Source organism: Pseudomonas sp. K8 (assembly GCF_014889455.1).
Lineage (GTDB): Bacteria > Pseudomonadota > Gammaproteobacteria > Pseudomonadales > Pseudomonadaceae > Aquipseudomonas > Aquipseudomonas veronii.
In genome coordinates this window covers 17,213-37,078 of record NZ_VJWO01000046.1, presented here as the reverse complement: position 1 = coordinate 37,078, position 19,866 = coordinate 17,213, and the positions used below count along the sequence as shown (strand labels likewise).

23 protein-coding genes are annotated in these 19,866 nt (G+C 58.8%); 7 read left to right on the top strand and 16 right to left on the bottom strand.

All coding sequences use genetic code 11. The features are described 5' to 3' along the window. Nucleotide 1 precedes the first annotated feature (1 nt). The 6 genes from pheT to thrS form a co-directional block, all read right to left on the bottom strand. Nucleotides 2-2,380: a phenylalanine--tRNA ligase subunit beta gene (pheT, locus tag INT12_RS24430; RefSeq protein ID WP_193059051.1), complete on the bottom strand. Its 2,379-nt coding sequence runs from the start codon at nt 2,378-2,380 to the stop codon at nt 2-4. 26 nt (nt 2,381-2,406) lie between these two features. Then, nucleotides 2,407-3,423 (bottom strand): phenylalanine--tRNA ligase subunit alpha, encoded by a 1,017-nt coding sequence (gene pheS / locus INT12_RS24425; protein ID WP_017847666.1) that lies wholly within the window; start codon nt 3,421-3,423, stop codon nt 2,407-2,409. 109 nt (nt 3,424-3,532) lie between these two features. Next, a complete protein-coding gene (gene rplT, locus INT12_RS24420; protein ID WP_002553161.1) occupies nt 3,533-3,889 on the bottom strand; it encodes a 50S ribosomal protein L20 in 357 nt (118 codons plus the stop codon). Nucleotides 3,890-3,919: 30 nt separating this feature from the next. Continuing rightward, entirely contained in the window at nt 3,920-4,114 is a 195-nt protein-coding gene (gene rpmI, locus INT12_RS24415; protein ID WP_002553160.1) for a 50S ribosomal protein L35, read from the bottom strand. Nucleotides 4,115-4,174: 60 nt separating this feature from the next. Beyond that, nucleotides 4,175-4,726: a translation initiation factor IF-3 gene (infC, locus tag INT12_RS24410; RefSeq protein WP_169850653.1), complete on the bottom strand. Its 552-nt coding sequence runs from the start codon at nt 4,724-4,726 to the stop codon at nt 4,175-4,177. Then, a complete protein-coding gene (thrS, locus tag INT12_RS24405) occupies nt 4,726-6,648 on the bottom strand; it encodes a threonine--tRNA ligase (RefSeq protein ID WP_017847667.1) in 1,923 nt (640 codons plus the stop codon). Before thrS ends, infC begins: the two co-directional genes overlap by 1 nt. A 366-nt stretch (nt 6,649-7,014) precedes the next feature. Between thrS and INT12_RS24400 the strand changes: the two genes are divergently transcribed. Both INT12_RS24400 and INT12_RS24395 read left to right on the top strand, forming a co-directional pair. After that, nucleotides 7,015-7,329, top strand: coding sequence for a hypothetical protein (locus INT12_RS24400; protein ID WP_193059050.1), 315 nt, complete (start codon nt 7,015-7,017; stop codon nt 7,327-7,329). Between the two features lie 289 nt (nt 7,330-7,618). Continuing rightward, on the top strand, nt 7,619-7,831 hold the full coding sequence (locus tag INT12_RS24395; protein ID WP_003234260.1) for a cold-shock protein: 213 nt from the start codon (nt 7,619-7,621) through the stop codon (nt 7,829-7,831). A 72-nt stretch (nt 7,832-7,903) separates the two neighbouring features. On the opposite strand, the gene INT12_RS24390 is transcribed toward INT12_RS24395, so the two are convergent. Then, the gene (locus tag INT12_RS24390) at nt 7,904-8,224 is read right to left on the bottom strand and encodes an I78 family peptidase inhibitor (protein WP_017847669.1); all 321 of its coding nucleotides are present in this window, start codon (nt 8,222-8,224) and stop codon (nt 7,904-7,906) included. 144 nt (nt 8,225-8,368) lie between these two features. After that, on the bottom strand, nt 8,369-8,677 hold the full coding sequence (locus INT12_RS24385; protein ID WP_026140116.1) for a hypothetical protein: 309 nt from the start codon (nt 8,675-8,677) through the stop codon (nt 8,369-8,371). Nucleotides 8,678-8,848: 171 nt separating this feature from the next. Here INT12_RS24385 and INT12_RS24380 point away from each other — a divergent pair, with 171 nt between their 5' ends. Further along, nucleotides 8,849-9,061, top strand: coding sequence for a hypothetical protein (locus INT12_RS24380; RefSeq protein WP_017847671.1), 213 nt, complete (start codon nt 8,849-8,851; stop codon nt 9,059-9,061). A gap of 33 nt (nt 9,062-9,094) precedes the next feature. Here the strand turns inward: INT12_RS24380 and INT12_RS24375 are convergent, their stop codons facing one another. The 7 genes from INT12_RS24375 to INT12_RS24345 are packed head-to-tail and all read right to left on the bottom strand — an operon-like array spanning nt 9,095 to nt 16,062. Then, nucleotides 9,095-10,123, bottom strand: coding sequence for a nucleoside hydrolase (locus tag INT12_RS24375; protein WP_046382653.1), 1,029 nt, complete (start codon nt 10,121-10,123; stop codon nt 9,095-9,097). 26 nt (nt 10,124-10,149) lie between these two features. Next, entirely contained in the window at nt 10,150-10,554 is a 405-nt protein-coding gene (gene rbsD / locus INT12_RS24370) for a D-ribose pyranase (protein WP_046382652.1), read from the bottom strand. Then, on the bottom strand, nt 10,551-11,468 hold the full coding sequence (gene rbsK, locus INT12_RS24365; RefSeq protein ID WP_193040443.1) for a ribokinase: 918 nt from the start codon (nt 11,466-11,468) through the stop codon (nt 10,551-10,553). The genes rbsD and rbsK overlap by 4 nt, the downstream gene beginning before the upstream one ends. A gap of 23 nt (nt 11,469-11,491) precedes the next feature. Further along, on the bottom strand, nt 11,492-12,514 hold the full coding sequence (locus INT12_RS24360) for a LacI family DNA-binding transcriptional regulator (protein WP_046486747.1): 1,023 nt from the start codon (nt 12,512-12,514) through the stop codon (nt 11,492-11,494). Between the two features lie 3 nt (nt 12,515-12,517). Continuing rightward, nucleotides 12,518-13,495, bottom strand: a complete 978-nt coding sequence (locus INT12_RS24355) for an ABC transporter permease (protein WP_046382649.1) — start codon at nt 13,493-13,495, stop codon at nt 12,518-12,520. After that, complete coding sequence (locus tag INT12_RS24350; RefSeq protein ID WP_017847677.1) at nt 13,492-15,045, bottom strand: sugar ABC transporter ATP-binding protein; 1,554 nt, start codon at nt 15,043-15,045, stop codon at nt 13,492-13,494. The genes INT12_RS24355 and INT12_RS24350 overlap by 4 nt, the downstream gene beginning before the upstream one ends. Nucleotides 15,046-15,102: 57 nt before the next feature. After that, nucleotides 15,103-16,062 carry a sugar ABC transporter substrate-binding protein gene (locus INT12_RS24345; RefSeq protein WP_026140120.1) on the bottom strand — a complete coding sequence of 320 codons (960 nt, stop codon included), beginning with the start codon at nt 16,060-16,062 and terminating at the stop codon, nt 15,103-15,105. A gap of 563 nt (nt 16,063-16,625) precedes the next feature. Here INT12_RS24345 and INT12_RS24340 point away from each other — a divergent pair. From INT12_RS24340 to INT12_RS24330, 3 genes are all read left to right on the top strand, one after another. Next, a complete protein-coding gene (locus tag INT12_RS24340) occupies nt 16,626-17,714 on the top strand; it encodes an asparaginase (RefSeq protein ID WP_017847679.1) in 1,089 nt (362 codons plus the stop codon). 190 nt (nt 17,715-17,904) lie between these two features. Next, nucleotides 17,905-18,156 (top strand): DUF1654 domain-containing protein, encoded by a 252-nt coding sequence (locus INT12_RS24335; RefSeq protein WP_017847680.1) that lies wholly within the window; start codon nt 17,905-17,907, stop codon nt 18,154-18,156. A 4-nt stretch (nt 18,157-18,160) separates the two neighbouring features. Then, on the top strand, nt 18,161-18,853 hold the full coding sequence (locus INT12_RS24330; RefSeq protein ID WP_017847681.1) for an endonuclease: 693 nt from the start codon (nt 18,161-18,163) through the stop codon (nt 18,851-18,853). 43 nt (nt 18,854-18,896) lie between these two features. On the opposite strand, the gene INT12_RS24325 is transcribed toward INT12_RS24330, so the two are convergent. Then, nucleotides 18,897-19,277, bottom strand: a complete 381-nt coding sequence (locus tag INT12_RS24325; RefSeq protein WP_026140121.1) for a hypothetical protein — start codon at nt 19,275-19,277, stop codon at nt 18,897-18,899. A gap of 247 nt (nt 19,278-19,524) precedes the next feature. Between INT12_RS24325 and csrA the strand changes: the two genes are divergently transcribed. Next, on the top strand, nt 19,525-19,719 hold the full coding sequence (gene csrA, locus INT12_RS24320; protein ID WP_003192511.1) for a carbon storage regulator CsrA: 195 nt from the start codon (nt 19,525-19,527) through the stop codon (nt 19,717-19,719). Nucleotides 19,720-19,866 lie beyond the last annotated feature (147 nt).

Below are 19,866 nucleotides of genomic sequence, written 5' to 3'. Positions count from 1 at the left end.
GTCACTTCCTTAACGTGGCGTTCAACCTTTGTTCGAGCGAGGTGAGGATATTTTGTGTCGTGGTATTCACCTCATCGTCATTAAGAGTGCGCGATGGATGCTGCCAGGTCAAGCCAACTGCAAGGCTTTTTCTATGCGGATCAATGCCTTTACCCTGATAGACGTCAAATAGCCTGAGGTCCGTCAGCCATTCGCCTGCATTTTCACGGATGACATCCAGAACGGCCGTGGCGGACACTTCACGATCGGCGATCAGCGCCAGGTCGCGACGCACTTCCGGGAAGCGCGACAGCTCGCTGAATTTCGGCATCTTGCCCAAAGCGACTTCGGCCAGGACCAATTCAAAAACGAAGACCGGACGGTCGAGACCGAGGGTTTTCGACAGTTCCGGGTGAAGGGCACCGACGAAGCCCACCAGTCGACCTTCGCGCTCGATGCGCGCCGTCTGGCCCGGGTGCAACGCTGGGTGGCTACCTGGCACGAACGAGAAGTCGTTCAGTGCTCCGGCAAACCCCAATACGGCTTCCACGTCCGCTTTAACGTCGAAGAAGTCCACTGCATCACGGCCTTGGGCCCAGCCTTCCGGCAAGCGGCTACCGCAAACAACACCGGCAAGCATCGGCTCTTGCTTCAAGCCATCCAGCTGGCCGACGAAACGCAGGCCGCTTTCGAACATACGCACGCGGTCTTGCTGGCGGTTCAGGTTGTGGGAAAGTGCTTTCACCAGGCCGGGCCACAACGACGAACGCATGGCGGCCATGTCGTTGGAGATCGGGTTGGCCAACAACAGCGGCTCGACGCCTGGGTTGAACAGTTCGAACTGCTTAGGATCGATGAAGCTGTAGGTCACCGCTTCCTGATAGCCACGGGCAACCAGCAGACGGCGCAGCTCGGGCAGGTGCGCGCGCGCTTCGGCCCTGGGTTGCGGCGCCAGGCGCGCTTGCGGGTAGCGAACCGGCAGACGGTTGTAGCCGTAGAGACGGGCCAGTTCTTCGATCAGGTCGACTTCGAGGCTGATATCGAAGCGATGGCTTGGCACCTCAACGTGCCATTGCCCGGCTTCACCGGCGGCAATGCCCAGGCCGAGGGCCGAAAGCAGACGCTCGATTTCCGCTGGTTCGATCACCAGGCCAAGCATTTGCTCAACGCTTTTGGCGCGCAGGGTGATCGGTGCAATCGACGGCAGGTATTGTTCGCTGACGGTTTCAGTGATCGGGCCCGCTTCGCCACCGGTGATTTCCAGCAGCAGGCCAGTGGCGCGCTCCATGGCTTCACGCGCCAGTTTCCAGTCCACGCCACGCTCGTAGCGGTGCGACGCATCGGTGTGCAGGCCGTAGGAACGAGCCTTGCCGGCGATGGCGATCTGGTCGAAGAATGCGCTCTCAAGAAAGATGTCACGCGTGGTTGCGGACACACCGCTGTGTTCGCCCCCCATCACACCGGCAATCGCCAGGGCGCGGGAATGGTCGGCGATCACCAGGGTGTCGGCACGCAGGCTGACTTCCTGGCCGTCGAGCAGAACCAGCTTCTCGCCTTCTTCCGCCATCCGCACACGGATGCCGCCATTGATTTCGGCGAGATCGAACGCGTGCAACGGCTGGCCGAGTTCAATCATCACATAGTTGGTGATATCGACGGCAGCGTCGATGCTGCGCACGTCGGCGCGACGCAGGCGCTCAACCATCCACAGCGGCGTTGGCTTGGACAGGTCGACGTTGCGGATCACACGCCCCAGGTAACGCGGGCACGCGTTGGGTGCCAGTACTTCGATCGAGCGCACTTCATCATGCACCGCAGCAACTGCGGCAACCACCGGCCGGGTGACGGGCGCGTCGTACAGCGCGCCTACTTCACGTGCCAGACCCGCCAGGGACAGGCAGTCGCCGCGGTTCGGGGTCAGGTCGACCTCGATGCTGGCGTCTTCCAGTTCCAGGTAGACACGAATGTCCTGGCCCACGGGCGCGTCGGCCGGCAGCTCCATCAGGCCATCATTGCCCTCGCCCACCTGCAGTTCCGCCTGGGAGCACAGCATGCCGTTGGACTCAACGCCACGCAGCTTGGCTTTCTTGATCTTGAAGTCGCCCGGCAGTTCGGCGCCGATCATGGCGAACGGGATCTTCAGGCCCGGGCGCACATTAGGCGCTCCGCACACGACCTGGAACGTCTGCGCGCCATTGCTGACCTGACACACACGCAATTTGTCGGCATCGGGGTGCTGCTCGGTGCTCAGCACCTCACCCACGACCACACCGCTGAATACGCCGGCGGCCGGAGTAACGCTATCGACCTCAAGACCGGCCATCGACAGACGAGCAACCAGCTCGTCGCGGCTTACCTGCGGGCTTACCCAGCCACGCAGCCATTGTTCACTGAATTTCATCCTGCTCTCCTAAAGATTCGTTACGACTAGCGAAATTGCGCGAGGAACCGCAAGTCGTTGTCGAAGAACAGACGCAAGTCGTTCACGCCGTAACGCAGCATGGCCAGACGCTCAACGCCCATGCCGAAGGCAAAGCCCGAGAACTCTTCCGGGTCGATCCCGGACATGCGCAGCACGTTGGGGTGAACCATGCCGCAGCCCATCACTTCCAGCCAGCCGGTCTGCTTGCAAACGCGGCAGCCTTTACCGCTGCACATCACGCATTCCATGTCGACTTCGGCGGAAGGCTCGGTGAACGGGAAGAACGATGGACGGAAACGCACCGCCAGCTCTTTCTCGAAGAACACCCGCAGGAACTCTTCGATGGTGCCTTTGAGGTCGGCGAAATTGATATCGCGATCGACCAGCAGGCCTTCGACCTGGTGGAACATCGGCGAGTGGGTAATATCGGAGTCGCTGCGGTACACACGGCCTGGGCAGACGATGCGGATCGGCGGCTTGTTCGCTTCCATGGTGCGGACCTGTACCGGTGAGGTATGGGTGCGCAACAACATGTTCGCGTTGAAATAGAAGGTGTCGTGCATCGACCGGGCCGGGTGATGGCCTGGGATGTTGAGCGCCTCGAAGTTGTGATAGTCGTCTTCGACCTCAGGGCCTTCGGCGATGCCGTAGCCGATATGGGTGAAGAACTGCTCGATACGTTCCAGAGTCCGGGTGATCGGATGCAGACCGCCCGAGGCCTGGCCACGGCCAGGCAAGGTTACGTCAATGGACTCGGCGGCGAGCTTGGCCGAAAGTTCGGCCTCCTCGAGCGACGCCTTGCGCGCATTGAGAACCTCTGTGACACGCTCCTTGGCGACGTTGATCAGCGCACCGACTTGCGGACGCTCTTCAGCCGGCAAATTTCCCAGGGTCTTCATCACCTGAGTCAATTCACCCTTTTTGCCAAGGTAGTGAACCCGGATTTGCTCCAGGGCATTGATATCTTCAGCGCTTTGCACAGCCTCAAGAGCTTGAGCGACGAGCGCGTCCAGGTTTTCCATGTACAGACTCCAGATACAAAATAGGGGAAGAGCTTGAAGGCTCTTCCCCTATTTATGACGTTTAACACCTTGGACCACAGGAGTAGCCCAGGGTGACTGTCGGGGGTACTTAAGCCAAGGTGGCTTTAGCTTTCTCGACAATCGCAGCAAACGCCGCTTTTTCGTTCACTGCCAGATCAGCCAGAACCTTACGGTCGATCTCGATGGACGCTTTTTTCAGGCCAGCGATGAAACGGCTGTAGGACAGACCGTTAACACGAGCACCAGCGTTGATACGAGCGATCCACAGAGCGCGGAACTGACGTTTTTTCTGACGACGGTCACGGTAGGCGTATTGGCCTGCCTTGATTACCGCTTGCTTGGCAACACGGAATACGCGTGAACGCGCGCCGTAGTAGCCTTTAGCAAGTTTCAGAATTTTTTTGTGACGCTTACGGGCAATGACGCCACGCTTTACACGAGCCATGAGTTACTTCCTCTATTCTTGATCCAAAAATTAACGAAGGCGCAGCATGCGCTCGACTTTTGCCACGTCAGACGGATGCAGCAAGCTGCTACCGCGCAGTTGACGCTTACGCTTGGTCGACATTTTGGTCAGGATGTGGCTCTTGAAAGCGTGCTTGTGCTTGATACCGTTAGCAGTTTTCAGAAACCGCTTAGCAGCACCACTTTTAGTCTTCATCTTTGGCATGTTCGGATACTCCGCATTCAGTTGATAAACATAATCAGAAGGCCTGCCGTGCCCTATTGATTACTTCTTCTTTTTCGGGGCGATGACCATGATCAGTTGGCGTCCTTCCATCTTAGGATGCTGTTCGACCGAACCGTACTCGAGCAGGTCAGCTTCAACCCGCTTGAGGAGTTCCATCCCCAGCTCCTGGTGGGCCATCTCACGGCCGCGGAATCGCAAGGATACCTTGGCCCTGTCCCCATCACTCAGGAAACGTACCAGGTTGCGCAGTTTTACCTGGTAATCCCCTTCCTCCGTCCCTGGACGAAACTTGATTTCTTTTACTTGAATCTGCTTCTGGTTCTTCTTCGCCGCAGCAATCTGCTTCTTCTTTTCGAAGATCGACTTGCCGTAGTCCATCACCCGGCAAACAGGTGGGACTGCGTCGGCGGAAATTTCCACCAGGTCCAGTTTGGACTCTTCAGCGATACGAAGCGCTTCATCAATCGAGACGATGCCAATCTGCTCGCCGTCAGCGCCAATTAACCGAACCTCGCGTGCCGAGATATTCTCGTTGATCGGGGCTTTCGGTGCAGCTCGTTTATCTTGTCTCATTTCACGCTTAATAATAATTACTCCGAATCTGGGCGACCACGCCGGGAAACCGCTTGCGCGAGGAACTCAGCGAACTGGGCGACGGGCATCGAGCCCAGGTCAGCACCTTCACGAGTACGCACAGCGACAGTCTGCATCTCGACTTCCCGATCTCCGATAACCAAAAGATAGGGAACCTTGAGCAAAGTATGCTCGCGGATTTTAAAGCCGATCTTTTCATTTCTCAAGTCGGACTTGGCACGAAATCCGCTTTCGTTGAGAGTTTTTTCAACTTCAGCAGCAAAATCGGCCTGTTTATCAGTGATATTCATGATCACTGCCTGGGTCGGAGCCAACCACGCGGGGAATGCGCCCTCGTAGTGCTCGATCAGGATACCGACGAACCGTTCGAACGAGCCGAGGATCGCCCGGTGCAGCATAACCGGGTGTTTACGGCTGTTGTCTTCGGAGACGTATTCGGCTCCCAGACGGATCGGCAGGTTAAAATCGAGCTGCAAAGTACCACATTGCCAGACACGACCAAGACAATCTTTCAGCGAAAACTCGATTTTCGGACCGTAGAAGGCGCCCTCACCCGGCTGCAGATCATACGCAAGGCCCGCGCTGTCTAGCGCAGCGGCCAGTGCGGCTTCGGCGCGATCCCACAATTCATCGGAACCGACGCGTTTTTCCGGACGAGTGGACAGCTTCATTTCGACTTCGGTAAAGCCGAAATCGCGATAAACGTCCATGGTCAGCTTGATGAACGCAGCGGATTCGGCCTGCATCTGCTCTTCGGTGCAGAAGATGTGGGCGTCGTCCTGAGTGAAGCCGCGCACGCGCATGATGCCGTGCAGCGCACCCGACGGCTCGTTACGGTGGCAGGCACCGAACTCGGCCAGGCGCATCGGCAGCTCGCGGTAGCTCTTCAGGCCTTGGTTGAACACCTGCACGTGGCAAGGGCAGTTCATCGGCTTGATGGCGTAGTCGCGATTTTCCGACTGGGTAGTGAACATGTTGTCGGCGTAGTTGGCCCAGTGCCCGGATTTCTCCCACAGGCTGCGGTCAACGACCTGGGGAGTCTTGATCTCCAGGTAGCCGTTTTCGCGCTGAACCTTGCGCATGTACTGCTCGAGCACCTGATACAGGGTCCAGCCGTTCGGGTGCCAGAACACCATGCCCGGCGCTTCTTCCTGGAGGTGGAACAGGTTCAGGCGCTTGCCGATCTTGCGGTGGTCGCGTTTCTCGGCTTCTTCGATGCGCTGGACGTAGGCGGCCAGCTGCTTCTTGTCAGCCCAGGCTGTGCCGTAGATCCGCTGCAGTTGCTCGTTCTTCGCGTCGCCGCGCCAGTAGGCACCGGACAGCTTGGTCAACTTGAACGATTTGAGGAAACGCGTGTTCGGCACGTGCGGGCCACGGCACATGTCGACGTATTCTTCGTGGTAGTACAGGCCCATGGCCTGTTCGTCCGGCATGTCTTCCACCAGGCGCAGCTTGTAGTCTTCGCCACGGGCAGTGAACACGTCGATCACTTCGGCGCGCGGCGTGACTTTCTTGATCACGTCGTAATCTTTTTCGATCAGCGCGTGCATGCGCTGTTCGATCGCGGCCAGATCGTCCGGAGTAAAAGGACGCTCGTAGGCGATGTCATAATAGAAGCCATCGTCGATGACCGGGCCGATCACCATTTTCGCCGTCGGGTACAGCTGCTTGACCGCGTGGCCAATCAGGTGTGCGCAAGAGTGGCGAATGATCTCCAGCCCCTCTTGATCCTTGGGCGTGATGATTTGCAGGCTGGCATCGGCGGTGATCAGGTCGCTGGCGTCAACCAGCTTGCCGTCGACCTTGCCGGCCACGGTGGCCTTGGCCAGGCCGGCACCAATGGATGCGGCGACCTCGGCTACGGAAACCGAATGATCGAATGAACGTTGACTGCCATCGGGAAGAGTAATAGTTGGCATGGCGCCTCCTCTCCTAGTGGTGACCCCTACCAAAGGTCACGTGGGTTGGGATGAGCCAGTACAAGATCCAATACCAGGCCGTTCAGTGATGAACGCCTGCCTTACAGCGGCAGGAGCCTTTCGGCCAACCGGTGATCGAACCAGAGTGACTGGAGTGGACGAAAAAAACATGGCAAGGCGGCATTTGGCGCGCCCGGAAATAGCCAAGCACACGATGCTAGCACAGATGAACGGTCATCGCGCCCACGGCGCCACAGCCAATAACAAATTCCCGCTTTTATAGCGGCAAAAGTGAACTTGAGCTGTACGTCCCCCGTCAAATCCGCCGAGAATCGCCATTCGTCCTCACGACTTTAGGAGCATTTAATGATGCGTTTTTCCTCGACCTTCGCGCTTGCAGCATCCCTTACCCTTCTCTCCCTCGGCGCACAGGCCGCCGCTCCTTCGAACTGGCCTGCGGGCGCCAGGGACGCATTCGTCAAAGACTGCAGCTCAGCCGCCAGCCAGAACGTGGACATCAAAACCGCCAAAGCACACTGCGAATGCGGCGCCGACAAGATCAATGCTGAATTGAGCACCGCGGAAATCAAGGAACTCATGACCAACCAGAACGCGAGCGAGACGCTTAAAAACAAAGCAGTCGCGGCTATTTCGTCCTGCAAAGTCGTGAAGAAAAAGTAAGAATCGCTGCAATTCGGATGGCAGTTTTTCGGTAAAAGCCCTCTTAAAACTGCCATTTCGCACAAAATACACAGCTTTTACGGCTTTTTTTACCAGCTGATATTTCGTGCGAAAGCCCCGTAGATCGGGGCTTTCAGCCAACCGAAGGACTAAACCCGGGGCTATTGATTAGCAAACAGTGCCTTGGGGGGGCTCCCAAGCCGAACATTTCGACTATGATAGCCCTGTGTGCCCAGTTGGCCTGAGCAGCACAGCACTACTGAAAATATATGTTTCTTGGAGATACACCATGTCTAATCGCCAAACCGGCACCGTTAAATGGTTCAACGATGAAAAAGGCTTCGGCTTCATCACTCCTCAAGGTGGCGGTGACGACCTGTTCGTACACTTCAAAGCTATCGAAAGCGACGGTTTCAAAAGCCTGAAAGAAGGCCAAACCGTTTCCTTCGTGGCTGAGAAAGGCCAAAAGGGTATGCAAGCTGCACAGGTTCGCGGCGAGTAATTCTCCGCTGAGCTAAAAAAACCCCGTCCATGTGACGGGGTTTTTTATGGGCGCTGCAAAAGCCTGTGGCTATCAGCCGCAATTGACCCGGGTGATCACCAGGTTATCGTCGGTGTTGAGGTTAAGGCGGTCGGAGCGGTATTCCAGGGTGATCATATCGTTAGGCTTGAGAATTCGGGCGTTCTGCGCACCGGCACGGGTACGCGCTTGCTCCAGCAACTGGGGCGAGGCTTTCTGGCCGATCGTGAACTCGGCGGCCTTCGCCTCACAGCGGCTATGACCGGCATCGGTCACGGCGGCATCTTTGGCTGGCTCAGAGGTACCCGGGGTGCTGCAACCCGCCAACGCGAGTGCCGCCAACAAAGTACCGAATGATGCGAGCTTCCAAGGCATGAAGCCTCCTATGATAAAAAATGGACAGAGATCGTGCGACAGCGATCAGGCGGATTGGTTTCAAGACGTAAATCGCCTGCTGGCAAGTCTGCCTGACTCAGGGCAGGCATTCGCCCGATCAATCGTCACCAGATATGAACGAATTCAGTAGATGTCGATGTAGTCAAACGGTGGCTTTGGCCAGTTCTGCTTCAAGGCATTGAAAATCTGTGTGACCCAGACCTCATCGCTGGCGGCCACGTTTCCGACGTAACCGGAGCCCTTGGCCCAGGTTTCCAGGCGAAACAGCAACCCATCGATATCGACGCCGCCGACGGCCTTGCCGGAGGAGATGTAGGCAATACCTGCCCTGGTGACTCGCAATTGAGTGTGTTCATCATCACTGGCACTGGCAAGCAGTTGGCGCACGGCGGCCAATGTCAGGTTCTCGGGGTTGTTCAAGTCGATCTGCACGCGGTGTTCCCCGGTCATTAAAACAGGCTGACAGTGTCGCACACTGCTTGCCTCATTTCGAAATACCTCATGCGTAAGTAGCAGTGCCAAACGCCGTACAAAATGCTTAACTGCCGACGTAAGAACCGCGTTTTAGCGCATCACCCCGTACTTCCAGCTCGTGAGACACCCATGACCACCGTAACGCTCCAAGCCGACATCAAAGCCAAGTGGCCCCAAGGGCAGAGTTCCTACAGCCCCGGAAGCCCGGAAGAATTGGCGATCATCGGTATCGACCTGTTGGTCAAGGAGTTGGGCACCCAGGCCGCGCAAGCGTTCATTGGCCAGGTTTTCGAGAAATACCCGGCCGATCACATGGGCGCACACAACCCCGGGCGCGATTAAGCACCGGCCGGCGAGCGCCGACCGGCAATCACCTTACTTCAGGCGCGCCAGGCGCTCGGTCAACAGATCGAAAAAGCCCTGGGCGTCGCCATTCTCAACCCAGAACACATTCTTTTCCTGCTTCAGGCCGTCATACCAATCGACGATGGTCTGGCCAAAGGTCGGCCCTTCGCGGCTGTCCACCACCATATTGGCCTGACGCCCGCTGAACAACGAAGGCTTGAGCAGATACGCGATGACTGTGGCGTCATGCACCGGGCCGCCAGGAATGCCGTAGTGCTCCATATCGCCTTTGACGTATTCATTGAGAATATCGCCGACGACTTTGCTCGCGTTGTTGTTGATGTCGGCGATCTTCTTCAGGCGCGCTTCACTGGTCAGCACCTTGTGGGTCACGTCCAACGGCAGATAGGTCAGCTTGACGCCGCTCTTGAGCACAATCTCGGCCGCGACCGGGTCGGCGAACAGGTTGAACTCGGCCACCGGCGTGATATTGCCGCCGTTGAAGTGCGCGCCGCCCATCACCACCACTTCCTTGATGCCCTGGGTGATCTCAGGCGCCTGGGTCAGCGCCAGCGCCAGGTTGGTCTGCGGGCCAAGCATGGCGATGGTGATGCTGTGCGGCTTGGCGGTACTCAGGGTCTTGATCAGGTAATCAACGGCATTGCCTTCGGCCAGGGCCTTTTTCGGCTCATGTACGGCGACACCGGAAATGCCTTCCTTGCCATGGATATTTTCGGCGTAGATCGGCGTGCGCAGCAGCGGTTTCGGCGCGCCCGCGTACACCGGGATGTCCTCTCGCCCCGCCCATTCACGAGCCAGGCGCGCGTTACGCGAGGTCTTGTCCAGGCGCACATTGCCGGCGACGGTGGTCAGCGCCCGAATGTTCAACTCCTCCGGGGAGGCCATGGCAAACAGCAAGGCCACTACATCGTCGGCACCAGGGTCGGTGTCGATGATCAGGTCGATTTTTTCCGCCGCTTGGGCGCTCACTGCGGTGAGTGCAGACAAAAGCAAAACACTCCGGAACAGATTTCTCAGGGTTGGAAGATTACGCGGCATGAAACACTCCTTGTCGTTGGGGAACTCTAGAACGTGACGCCGGACACCAGTGCGATATTGCAATAAGGCTGGCACTCGCCCGTGCGGACAATGGCACGCGCGCTGCGGCTCAGTTGCTTGAATGCGTCATGACTGAGCAGACGCCGCTCGCCGAGCGCCGCCTGGTCGGTCAGGGCATTGAGCGCGCTGAGCGCCGGCGGTTGCTTGAGCAGGATTTCTTCGGCCAGCACGTGGCTTTCCACCTGCATTTCGCTGAGCACAATGCGCAAGGTGCTGATGAAGTCGGGAATGCCCTGGGTCAGGGCCAAGTCGATCAACTCGACGCCCGGCGGCACGGGCAGGCCCGCATCACCGATAACCAGGATGTCGCCATGCCCGAGGGAGGCGATCAGGCGTGACAGGGCGATATTGAGCAGCGGTGTCTTTTTCATGAGGGCACAAAACCTTGAACGTCGTGCAGCGTAGGAATAGAGGGTTGCGCGCCGGCGCGGGTGACTGACAGCGCGGCCGCCACCTGACCAAAACGAATCGCCTCGGCTTCGCTTTTGCCATGGGCCAGCGCTGCGGCAAAACCGCCGACGAACGTGTCGCCGGCAGCCGTGGTGTCCACCGCCTTGACGTTGGGCGCTGCCAGGTGCTCAACACGGTTGCCATCGCTGAACAGCGCGCCCTGAGCGCCGAGGGTGATGATCACTTTAGCGGCGCCGGCCTTGATCAACTGCGCCGCGGCGAGCTTGGCGCTGTCCAGGGAGTCCACCGTCACGCCGCTCAGGGCGGTGGCTTCGCTTTCGTTGGGGATCAGGTAATCGATCGAGGCATACCACTGCGCCGGCAAAGGACCGCTGGCCGGGGCCGGATTGAGGATCACCGTCTTGCCCAGTTCACGCCCGCGCTTGAGCGCATACCCGACGGTCTCCAGCGGCACTTCAAGCTGACAGACGATTACGTCGGCGGCCTGCAACACCACATCGGCCGCCTGCAACGAAGCGGGCGTCAGCTCACCGTTACTGCCGGCAACGATCACGATCGCGTTCTGGCTGCTGTCGTCCACCACAATCAACGCCACACCGCTGGAACCGTCGACACGGCTCACAGCCTGGCAATCGATGCCTTCGACCAGCAACGCATCGCGCAATTGGACACCGTAGGCGTCAGAGCCGACGCAGCCGATCATCGCCACCTCAGCCCCCAGCCGCGCCGATGCGACGGCCTGGTTGGCGCCCTTGCCACCGGGGACGGTGGAGAACGATTGGCCGATCAGGGTTTCACCGGCGCGGGGCAGCCGGCTGGCGCGGGTGACCAGGTCCATGTTCAAGCTGCCTACTACCACTACTTTTGCTGGCATACATCAGTACTCATCAATTCGGTTCAGCGGTATTGCGCGAATACACCGGCAAGTGGCGCCGTCGACTCACGCAAGACAATACTCGGCGTCACGATGCGTTGATCGATCGGCAGTTGGGGGGTCGCAATCCGTCGCAGTAACAACTCGGCCGCCGTCTCGCCCAATTGCACGATCGACTGCCCGACCGTGGTCAGCGCCGGGTACACGTAACGGCCCATTTGGATGTCATCGAAGCCGATCACCGACAATTCGCTCGGCACGCGGATGTTGCGCTCGGCTGCCGCACGCAACACGCCGAAACCGATCATGTCGTTGCTGGCGAAAATCGCACTCGGCGGGTTTTCCGACAGCAACTTCACTGCCGCGGCATAACCGCCGGTGCTGGTGAAGTCGCTTTCCAGGGTGCGATTGGCGGCAACGTCGATACCCGCCTCGCGCAAAGCGCGGTGATACCCCGCCAGACGCATTTGTGCCACACGGGTATGGCCAGGGCCGCCGATGCAGGCGATGTCCCGATGGCCCAGTTCAAGTAAATGCCGGGTCGCCAGGTAGGCGCCCTGCTCGTGATCTATACGCACCAGGTCGACATCAATACCGTCCAACGCCCGGTCGACAATCACCATGGGCGTGCGGACCGCGCTCAAGCCCGCGGCCAGGCCGCTGTCGTCGCCGCCCACCGAGGTCACGATCAAGCCATCGACGCGCTTCTCCAGCAACACTCGCAAATAGCTGCGTTGCTTTTCGGCGTTATCGTCGGAGTTGCAGAGGATCACGCAATAGCCATTACGCTCGCAGTAATCCTCGATCCCCCGGGCCAGCTCGGCGAAATACGGGTTGAGGCTGTTGGGCACAAGCAGGCCGATGGTGGCGGTGGTCTTGGCCTTGAGCGAACGCGCCACGGCGCTGGGCACATAGTCCAGTTGCTTGATCGCCGCTTCCACCTTGAGGCGCACCGGCTCGCTGACCGGGCGCGTCTTGTTCACCACATGCGACACGGTGGTGTAGGAAATACCTGCAAGGGCTGCCACATCCTTAATCGTCGCCATGGTTCAGCCCCGCCGACTGGCGCGTTGACTGCGGTAGGTATCGAGGACCACGGCAATCACGATCACGGCCCCGGTGATGATGCGCTTGGTGGGTTCGGTGGCACCGATCTGCGCCAGGCCAGCCGCCAATACCGAAATAATCAACACACCGAAGAACGTACTGATCACCGAGCCGCGCCCGCCCATCAGGCTGGTGCCGCCGATCACCACGGCCGCGATCACTTGCAGTTCCAGGCCGGACCCGGCGTTCGGGTCCGCCGCCTCCAGGCGCGAGATCTGGAACAGCGCCGCAACACCCGCCAGCAGGCCCATCAGGCTGAACACCAGGATCTTGTAAGGTTTGGGATTGATCCCGGCCAGACGCACGGCTTCTTCATTGGTACCGATACCGATCAAGTAACGGCCGAATACCGTGCGAGTCAACACCAGTTGGGCGACGACGATCACCAGCAAAGCGATGATGAACGAAGGCGAAATCCCGAAGGCGATCGGATTGGACAGCCAGGCAAAGGAGTCACCGATATAAGCCGTGCGCGAGCCGGTCATCTGGTACGCCACGCCGCGTGCCATTTCCAGTACGCCAAGGGACACGATAAACGACGGAATCCGCCAGGCCACGGTGATCGAGCCGGTGATGGTGCCGGCCAACGCGGCGCAGCCCATGCCGAGCACGGCGGCCGGCAACACGCTCCAGCCCCAGCCGAGAATCGCCACGCTGACCGCCGACGCCGCCAGCGCCAGCACCGAGCCCACCGATAGGTCGATTCCGCCGATGATCAGGATGAAGGTCATGCCCACCGCCAGCACCATCAGGTCCGGGATCTGGTTGGCCAGGGTGCTGAAGGTGTCGTAGGACAAGAAGTGATCGCTGAGCACCGAAAACAGCGCAATCATCGCCAGCAACGCACCCGCCAGCCCCAGGTAGGTGCCCAGGCCGTAAAAATTGCCGCCCGCTTTACCGGGGGAAGTTGTTGTTTTCATTGGGCATCCCTAAGCGCTGCGTCATTGAGCAGCGCGTCACGTTTCTGATAGCCGGCGAAGGCGGCGGCAAGCAATTCATCCTGGGTCCAGCGGTCGCGCTCGAAGGTCTCGATCAACCGCCCGGCAGACAGCACGCCGATGCGGTCACAGATCAACATCAGCTCGCGCAGGTCGCTGGACACCACCACCAGCGCTTTGCCCTGGCGGGTCAACTCGCCGAGCAAGGCGTAAATGTCGAACTTGGCCCCCACGTCGATGCCACGGGTCGGCTCATCGAACAGCATCACCGAGCAGTCGCGCTCCAGCCAGCGGCCAATCACAACTTTCTGCTGATTACCGCCGGACAATTCGGACACCAACTGCGCCGGACTGGAACTGCGGATACGCATGGCATCGATCTGACGCTTGGCCAGGGCGGTTTCGTCGCGACTATTTACCACACCGCCGCCGGAAATTTCCGGCATGTTGCCCAAGGCGATATTCGCGCTGATGGATTGCGTCAGCAGCAGGCCTTCGCCCTTGCGGTCTTCGGTGATCAGGGCGATGCCGTGGCCCACTGCGTCGACCGGCGAGCGAATGCTCACCACTTGGGCCGGCGACCCCAGGGCAATGGTGCCGCTGTCGGCCAGGTCGGCACCGAAGATCAGGCGCAGCAATTCCGTGCGGCCGGCGCCGATCAGGCCGGAGATGCCATAGATCTCGCCGGCACGCACTTCAAAGGAGACGTCGCGGACCTTGTCCGCACGGGTCAGCCCTTTCACCGTCAAGGCCGGGCCGCCGATGGTACGGGGCCCCAGGTCAATGTGCTCGCCCAGCTCGCGGCCGACCATCAAGGTCACCAGTTGCTCGCTGTTGTAATTGGCCATCGGCTCGACGCAGACCAGTTTGCCGTCACGCAGTACCGCAATGCGTTGGGCGACACGGGCCAACTCTTCGAGCCGGTGCGAAATATAAATGATCGCCACGCCCCGGGCCTGCAGGCGGGTGATTTGCTCAAACAGCATCTCGACTTCACGGGCGGTCAACATAGCCGTGGGCTCGTCGAGAATCAGCACATGGCAGTCGCCGATCAGGTTGCGGGCGATCTCGACCATTTGCTGATGGCCGATACCCAGGCTGCCGACCAGGGTGTCCGGGTCAATCGCATCCAGGCCGACCTGCGCCATCGCTTCGATCGCCGCGCTACGCAGCTGCTTGCGGCTGATCCAGCCACAGTGGCTGGGCAAGTTGTCCAGGAACAGGTTTTCGGCCACGGTCAGCGTCGGCAGCAGGTTGAGTTCCTGCATGACCATCCGCACGCCCAGCTCTTCGGCCTGGGTGCGACTGCCGGGGCGGTAGTCCTGACCGTTGAATTGCATGTGCCCGGCGGTCGGCGTGACCAGCCCGCCGATAATCTTCGACAAGGTACTTTTGCCTGCGCCGTTTTCACCGGTCAGCGCCAGCACTTCCCCGCGATTGAGCGTCAAGGTGATGTCGGACAGAACCGGCTGGGCATAAGTCTTACCGATACCGCTGACCGAGAGGACAGCGTTCGGGGCGGAAGATGACATAGGAAAATCTCCAGGCGTCCGCTCAGGGTGAGCGGACGCTGTTGGGTGCAGCCGGGATTACTTCTTGAGGACGAGTTCGACCGGGGTTTCGATCACGCCGTCTTGAGCGTCGACCTTCTCACCCTTGACCAGCTTGAGCGCGTTCTGGATACCGAACACGGCCTGCTGTGCGGCGGCCTGGTCGGCGGTCGCCAGGACACGGCCGTCCTGCAGCATCGGCTTGATCGCGGCGATGTTGTCGTAGCCTACGACCAGAACCTTGCCGGCTTTGCCTGCCGCACGCACAGCCGAGACGGCGCCCAGGGCCATGTTGTCGTTACCGGCCAACAGCGCCTTGAGGTCGGGGTATTCGCTCAGCATCGCAGAGGCGACCTTCTGGCCCTGGTCGATTTCCCAGTTGCCCGATTGGGTGGAGACGATCTTCATGCCGGCCGCGTCCATCGCATCCTTGTAGCCTGCGGTGCGCTGCTGCGCGTTGGTAGTGGTCGGTACGCCTTCGATGATGCCGACCTTGTCACCCGCGGCCAGTTGCTTGGCCAGGTAATCACCCACCAGCTTGGAGCCTTTGCGGTTGTCCGGGCCGACGAAGGGAATATCGAGGTTTTTGCTTTTCAGCACGCCCGGGTCCAGGCGGTTATCGATGTTGACGACCTTGATGCCGGCATCGGAGGCTTTTTTCAGCACGGTGACCAGTGCCTTGGAGTCAGCCGGTGCGATGACGATGGCGTTCACTTTGGCGAGGATCATCTGGTTGACGATATCGATCTGCGCGCTGGTATCGGTTTCGTTCTTGATACCGTTGGTGATCATGTCGAAATCAGCGGCGTGGGACTTCTGGTAGTCCTTCGCGCCCTCTTGCATGGTGACGAAGAATTCATTGGCAAGGGATTTCATCACCAGGCCGACCTTGGGTTTGGCGGCGGTGTCGGCGGCGAATGCAGAAGAGAGAGGCAGAGCAGCAGATGCGGCGGCAAGCACAGCGACAGCAAGAAGACGTCCAGCGAATGGCAGCTTCATGGGTTCACTCCGATCTTATGATTATTGGGAGCAACGCTTGCACCGAAGAACACTTCGGCAGCCCACCCACCCGGGTGACTGATACGAGCTTTCAAGACGTTCAGGGCGTACCCGCGAAACATCTCGCAAACGTTTGCGTTAAACAAACTATGAGAACCTTGCCAGGATTTGTCAACGGAAGAAAACCGCCCTCCACCCAAGCCCTCTAGCGCCTGCGTTCCAGCCTGTCTCGCGGGGTTATTAAACATCACCGTCGCCGGATCGTTCTCTAAAACGACAGGCAGTGCCGCCGATGTCATACGCCTCCGGCGACTATCCCGTCATTATTTTCGGACAACCGAACGCAACAGCCACGCTTTGTTCGGAAAGCCGGACAAGTGCATGGACAAACCTTCTTAAAGATAAGTTTAATTGGTTTTAAATCAACACCTTAGATAATAAACACGAAGGCGTTCAGGCTGGTACAAATCCTGCTCCCTGCCTGCACCTCGAGGCGTTCAGAACCGCCCGAGCGCTCTAGATGAACTTGCTACCGCACTCATCAAAAACCAGAGAGAAAAATAATGAAATCTGCACTGAAGACCTTTGTTCCGGGCGCACTCGCCCTCCTGCTGCTGTTCCCCGTTGCCGCTCAGGCAAAAGAAGTCGAAACCAAAGCCAAACTCTCCAACGTGGTGATCCTCGCCACCGGCGGCACCATTGCCGGCGCCGGCGCCAGCACTGCTAACAGCGCCACCTACCAGGCAGCCAAAGTCGGCATCGAGCAATTGATCGCCGGTGTTCCCGAGCTTAGCCAGATCGCCAATGTGCGCGGCGAGCAAGTCATGCAAATTGCCTCCGAAAGCATCAATAACGAAAACCTGCTGCAACTGGGTCGCCGCGTCGCCGAACTGGCTGACAGCAAGGACGTCGACGGCATCGTGATCACCCATGGCACCGATACCCTGGAAGAAACCGCTTACTTCCTGAACCTGGTGGAAAAAACCGACAAACCCATCATTGTTGTCGGCTCGATGCGCCCAGGTACCGCCATGTCGGCAGACGGCATGCTCAACCTGTACAACGCCGTCGCCGTCGCCGGCAGCAAGGATGCCCGCGGCAAGGGCGTGCTGGTGACCATGAACGACGAGATCCAGTCGGGTCGCGACGTGAGCAAGATGGTCAACATCAAGACCGAAGCGTTCAAGAGCCCATGGGGCCCTTTGGGCATGGTGGTTGAAGGCAAATCCTACTGGTTCCGCCTGCCGGCCAAGCGTCACACCATGGACTCCGAGTTCGACATCAAGACCATCAAGAGCCTGCCCGACGTCGAAATTGCCTACGGCTACGGCAACGTAAGCGACACTGCCGCCAAAGCCCTGGCCCAGGCCGGCGCCAAAGCCATCATCTTTGCAGGCACCGGCAACGGTTCGGTGTCCTCCAAGGTCGTCCCGGCCCTGCAGGAACTGCGCAAGCAAGGCGTGCAGATCATTCGCTCGTCCCACGTGAATGCCGGCGGTTTCGTGCTGCGCAACGCCGAACAGCCTGACGACAAGTACGACTGGGTGGCTGCCCACGACCTGAACCCGCAGAAAGCGCGGATTCTGGCGATGGTCGGCCTGACCAAGACCCAGGACAGCAAAGAGCTGCAACGGATGTTCTGGGAATACTGATTCCTGATAACACCTGTGCAGGGGCGGATTCGCCCGCCCCTGCTTCCCCGCAAAACCCTCGCTACATATCTCCCCGCCCTACATCAATTCGCTTGAATCACTGTCAGACGAGCTTGTTGAATTTTAAGCAGTTGCGAAATCGCCTACAGTTAAATACTGTATGCACGTACAGCTTACTAAGGAATACTCCGTGGCAAAGTCCTCTTCCGCAGCGCCAACCCCGCCTGATGCTTACGAACGCCTGGCCCTTCGTGTGCAAAAGATCATCAATTCGACCAACGCCCAGAAAGCCAAGGCAGCCTTGATCTTCCGCCTGCCGGATGAACCGGAGGACGAATGGCAACGTCTGCTGGAGGAAATTGCGGAGAACGACAACGTCACACTCGCCTACCGGGACGACGGTGGCGTGCAGATTTTCTGGGTTGTGCCGAAGGAAGATTGATTCAATGAGTGTCCGTTTTACTGCTGTGTTTTTGTGCCTGTTTTTTGCCGTCGCCGCCCACGCCCAAGCGCCCCGAACGTTCAGCGAAGCCAAGAAAATCGCCTGGAAGCTCTACGCACCACAATCCACCGAGTTCTATTGCGGCTGCAAATACACGGGCAACCGCGTAGACCTGAAAGCCTGCGGCTACATCCCACGCAAAAACGCCAGCCGCGCCGCGCGCATCGAGTGGGAACATATCGTGCCGGCCTGGCAGATCGGGCATCAGCGCCAGTGCTGGCAGAATGGCGGGCGCAAGAACTGTACGCGGTATGACGACGTGTTCAAACGCGCCGAAGCCGACCTGCACAACCTCGTGCCGAGCATCGGCGAGGTCAATGGCGACCGGAACAACTTCAGTTTTGGCTGGCTGCCGGTGCAAAGCGGGCAGTACGGTTCATGCCTGACCCAGGTCGACTTCAAGGCCAAGAAGGTCATGCCGCGTCCGTCCATTCGCGGGATGATCGCACGGACGTATTTTTACATGAGTAAACAATACGGCTTGCGCCTGTCGAAACAGGATCGCCAACTGTACGAAGCCTGGAACAAGACCTATCCGGTGCAGACCTGGGAGCGCCAACGCAATCAGACGGTAGCCTGCGTGATGGGGCGCGGCAACGAGTTCGTCGGCCCGGTGAATCTGAAAGCCTGCAACTGAAACCGAGCGGGAAAAATCGGTATTTTCCCGCCCAATCGGCCGGTTACTGCGCGACCTTGTGTTCGATGATCTGCGACTCGGTGTCGTTTTTCTTGGCACGGGCAAGTTTTTCCGTCAGCAAGGCCTGCTTGGCTTCAGCCTCGGCCCTGGTTTGGAATGGCCCCAACAGCACCACATCCTTGCCGTCTTCCTTCACGATATAAAAATTGAAACCATGCTCCAGCAACCAGGCGGTCAGGTCGGTGATCGCCTGCAGCTTGTGATCCGGCGGGCCCACGCGCAGGTCCCACTCCTGAGCGGCAATCGCACCGGTTTGCGGCTGGCTTTCAGTCACGGCGGGCTTGGCCCTGGGCTCTTCGACACGCTTGCCTTCACCGCAACCGGCCAATGCCAACACCGCCATTGCCATCGCTACTTTACGCACTGCCCTGCTCCTTTAAGGATAAAGAGGCAACTTTATCATCCACTGTCTATTCTGGCCGTCATAAACGTTGGGTTAAACAATGCGAATCATGTATCGCAGACCTGTATGATGACGCCATGGGAATTAATGTCGCCTCTATGCGTCCTAAAAGAGGCAGTCACAGGGAAGCGCTTAGCAGTAAGCTACACACATCCGACACCTGCCCTGTCTGAAACATGTGTCCTTAAAAGTAATCAAGGAGAAGTCCATGCTGATACTCACCCGTAAAGTTGGTGAAAGCATAAACATCGGTGATGACATTACGATCACCATCCTGGGCGTCAGCGGCCAGCAAGTACGAATCGGCATCAATGCACCGAAGGATGTTGCCGTGCATCGCGAGGAAATCTACCAGCGCATCCAGGCCGGCCTGACGGCGCCGGACAAAAACCAGACGCCTTGAAGCGCCTTCAGTAGCCAGCCTTTTCGTTCACGGTCACGGCTGGCGAAAACCCTATTGGCCTGCTCGCGTTCTTTTCGCGTTCAGCGTATCCAGTCCTTTCATCGTCGCTAAAAAGATGAAACTGTCATTACGCCCGGAACTTGTTAC

Excerpts from the sequence above, each read along its gene's own strand:
- pheT (WP_193059051.1), bottom strand. The coding sequence starts at position 2,380 with ATGAAATTCAGTGAACAATGGCTGCGTGGCTGGGTAAGCCCGCAGGTA.
- pheS (WP_017847666.1), bottom strand. The coding sequence starts at position 3,423 with ATGGAAAACCTGGACGCGCTCGTCGCTCAAGCTCTTGAGGCTGTGCAA.
- rplT (WP_002553161.1), bottom strand. The coding sequence starts at position 3,889 with ATGGCTCGTGTAAAGCGTGGCGTCATTGCCCGTAAGCGTCACAAAAAA.
- rpmI (WP_002553160.1), bottom strand. The coding sequence starts at position 4,114 with ATGCCAAAGATGAAGACTAAAAGTGGTGCTGCTAAGCGGTTTCTGAAA.
- thrS (WP_017847667.1), bottom strand. The coding sequence starts at position 6,648 with ATGCCAACTATTACTCTTCCCGATGGCAGTCAACGTTCATTCGATCAT.
- INT12_RS24400 (WP_193059050.1), top strand. The coding sequence starts at position 7,015 with ATGATGCGTTTTTCCTCGACCTTCGCGCTTGCAGCATCCCTTACCCTT.
- INT12_RS24395 (WP_003234260.1), top strand. The coding sequence starts at position 7,619 with ATGTCTAATCGCCAAACCGGCACCGTTAAATGGTTCAACGATGAAAAA.
- INT12_RS24390 (WP_017847669.1), bottom strand. The coding sequence starts at position 8,224 with ATGCCTTGGAAGCTCGCATCATTCGGTACTTTGTTGGCGGCACTCGCG.
- INT12_RS24380 (WP_017847671.1), top strand. The coding sequence starts at position 8,849 with ATGACCACCGTAACGCTCCAAGCCGACATCAAAGCCAAGTGGCCCCAA.
- INT12_RS24375 (WP_046382653.1), bottom strand. The coding sequence starts at position 10,123 with ATGCCGCGTAATCTTCCAACCCTGAGAAATCTGTTCCGGAGTGTTTTG.
- rbsD (WP_046382652.1), bottom strand. The coding sequence starts at position 10,554 with ATGAAAAAGACACCGCTGCTCAATATCGCCCTGTCACGCCTGATCGCC.
- rbsK (WP_193040443.1), bottom strand. The coding sequence starts at position 11,468 with ATGCCAGCAAAAGTAGTGGTAGTAGGCAGCTTGAACATGGACCTGGTC.
- INT12_RS24360 (WP_046486747.1), bottom strand. The coding sequence starts at position 12,514 with ATGGCGACGATTAAGGATGTGGCAGCCCTTGCAGGTATTTCCTACACC.
- INT12_RS24355 (WP_046382649.1), bottom strand. The coding sequence starts at position 13,495 with ATGAAAACAACAACTTCCCCCGGTAAAGCGGGCGGCAATTTTTACGGC.
- INT12_RS24350 (WP_017847677.1), bottom strand. The coding sequence starts at position 15,045 with ATGTCATCTTCCGCCCCGAACGCTGTCCTCTCGGTCAGCGGTATCGGT.
- INT12_RS24345 (WP_026140120.1), bottom strand. The coding sequence starts at position 16,062 with ATGAAGCTGCCATTCGCTGGACGTCTTCTTGCTGTCGCTGTGCTTGCC.
- INT12_RS24340 (WP_017847679.1), top strand. The coding sequence starts at position 16,626 with ATGAAATCTGCACTGAAGACCTTTGTTCCGGGCGCACTCGCCCTCCTG.
- INT12_RS24330 (WP_017847681.1), top strand. The coding sequence starts at position 18,161 with ATGAGTGTCCGTTTTACTGCTGTGTTTTTGTGCCTGTTTTTTGCCGTC.
- csrA (WP_003192511.1), top strand. The coding sequence starts at position 19,525 with ATGCTGATACTCACCCGTAAAGTTGGTGAAAGCATAAACATCGGTGAT.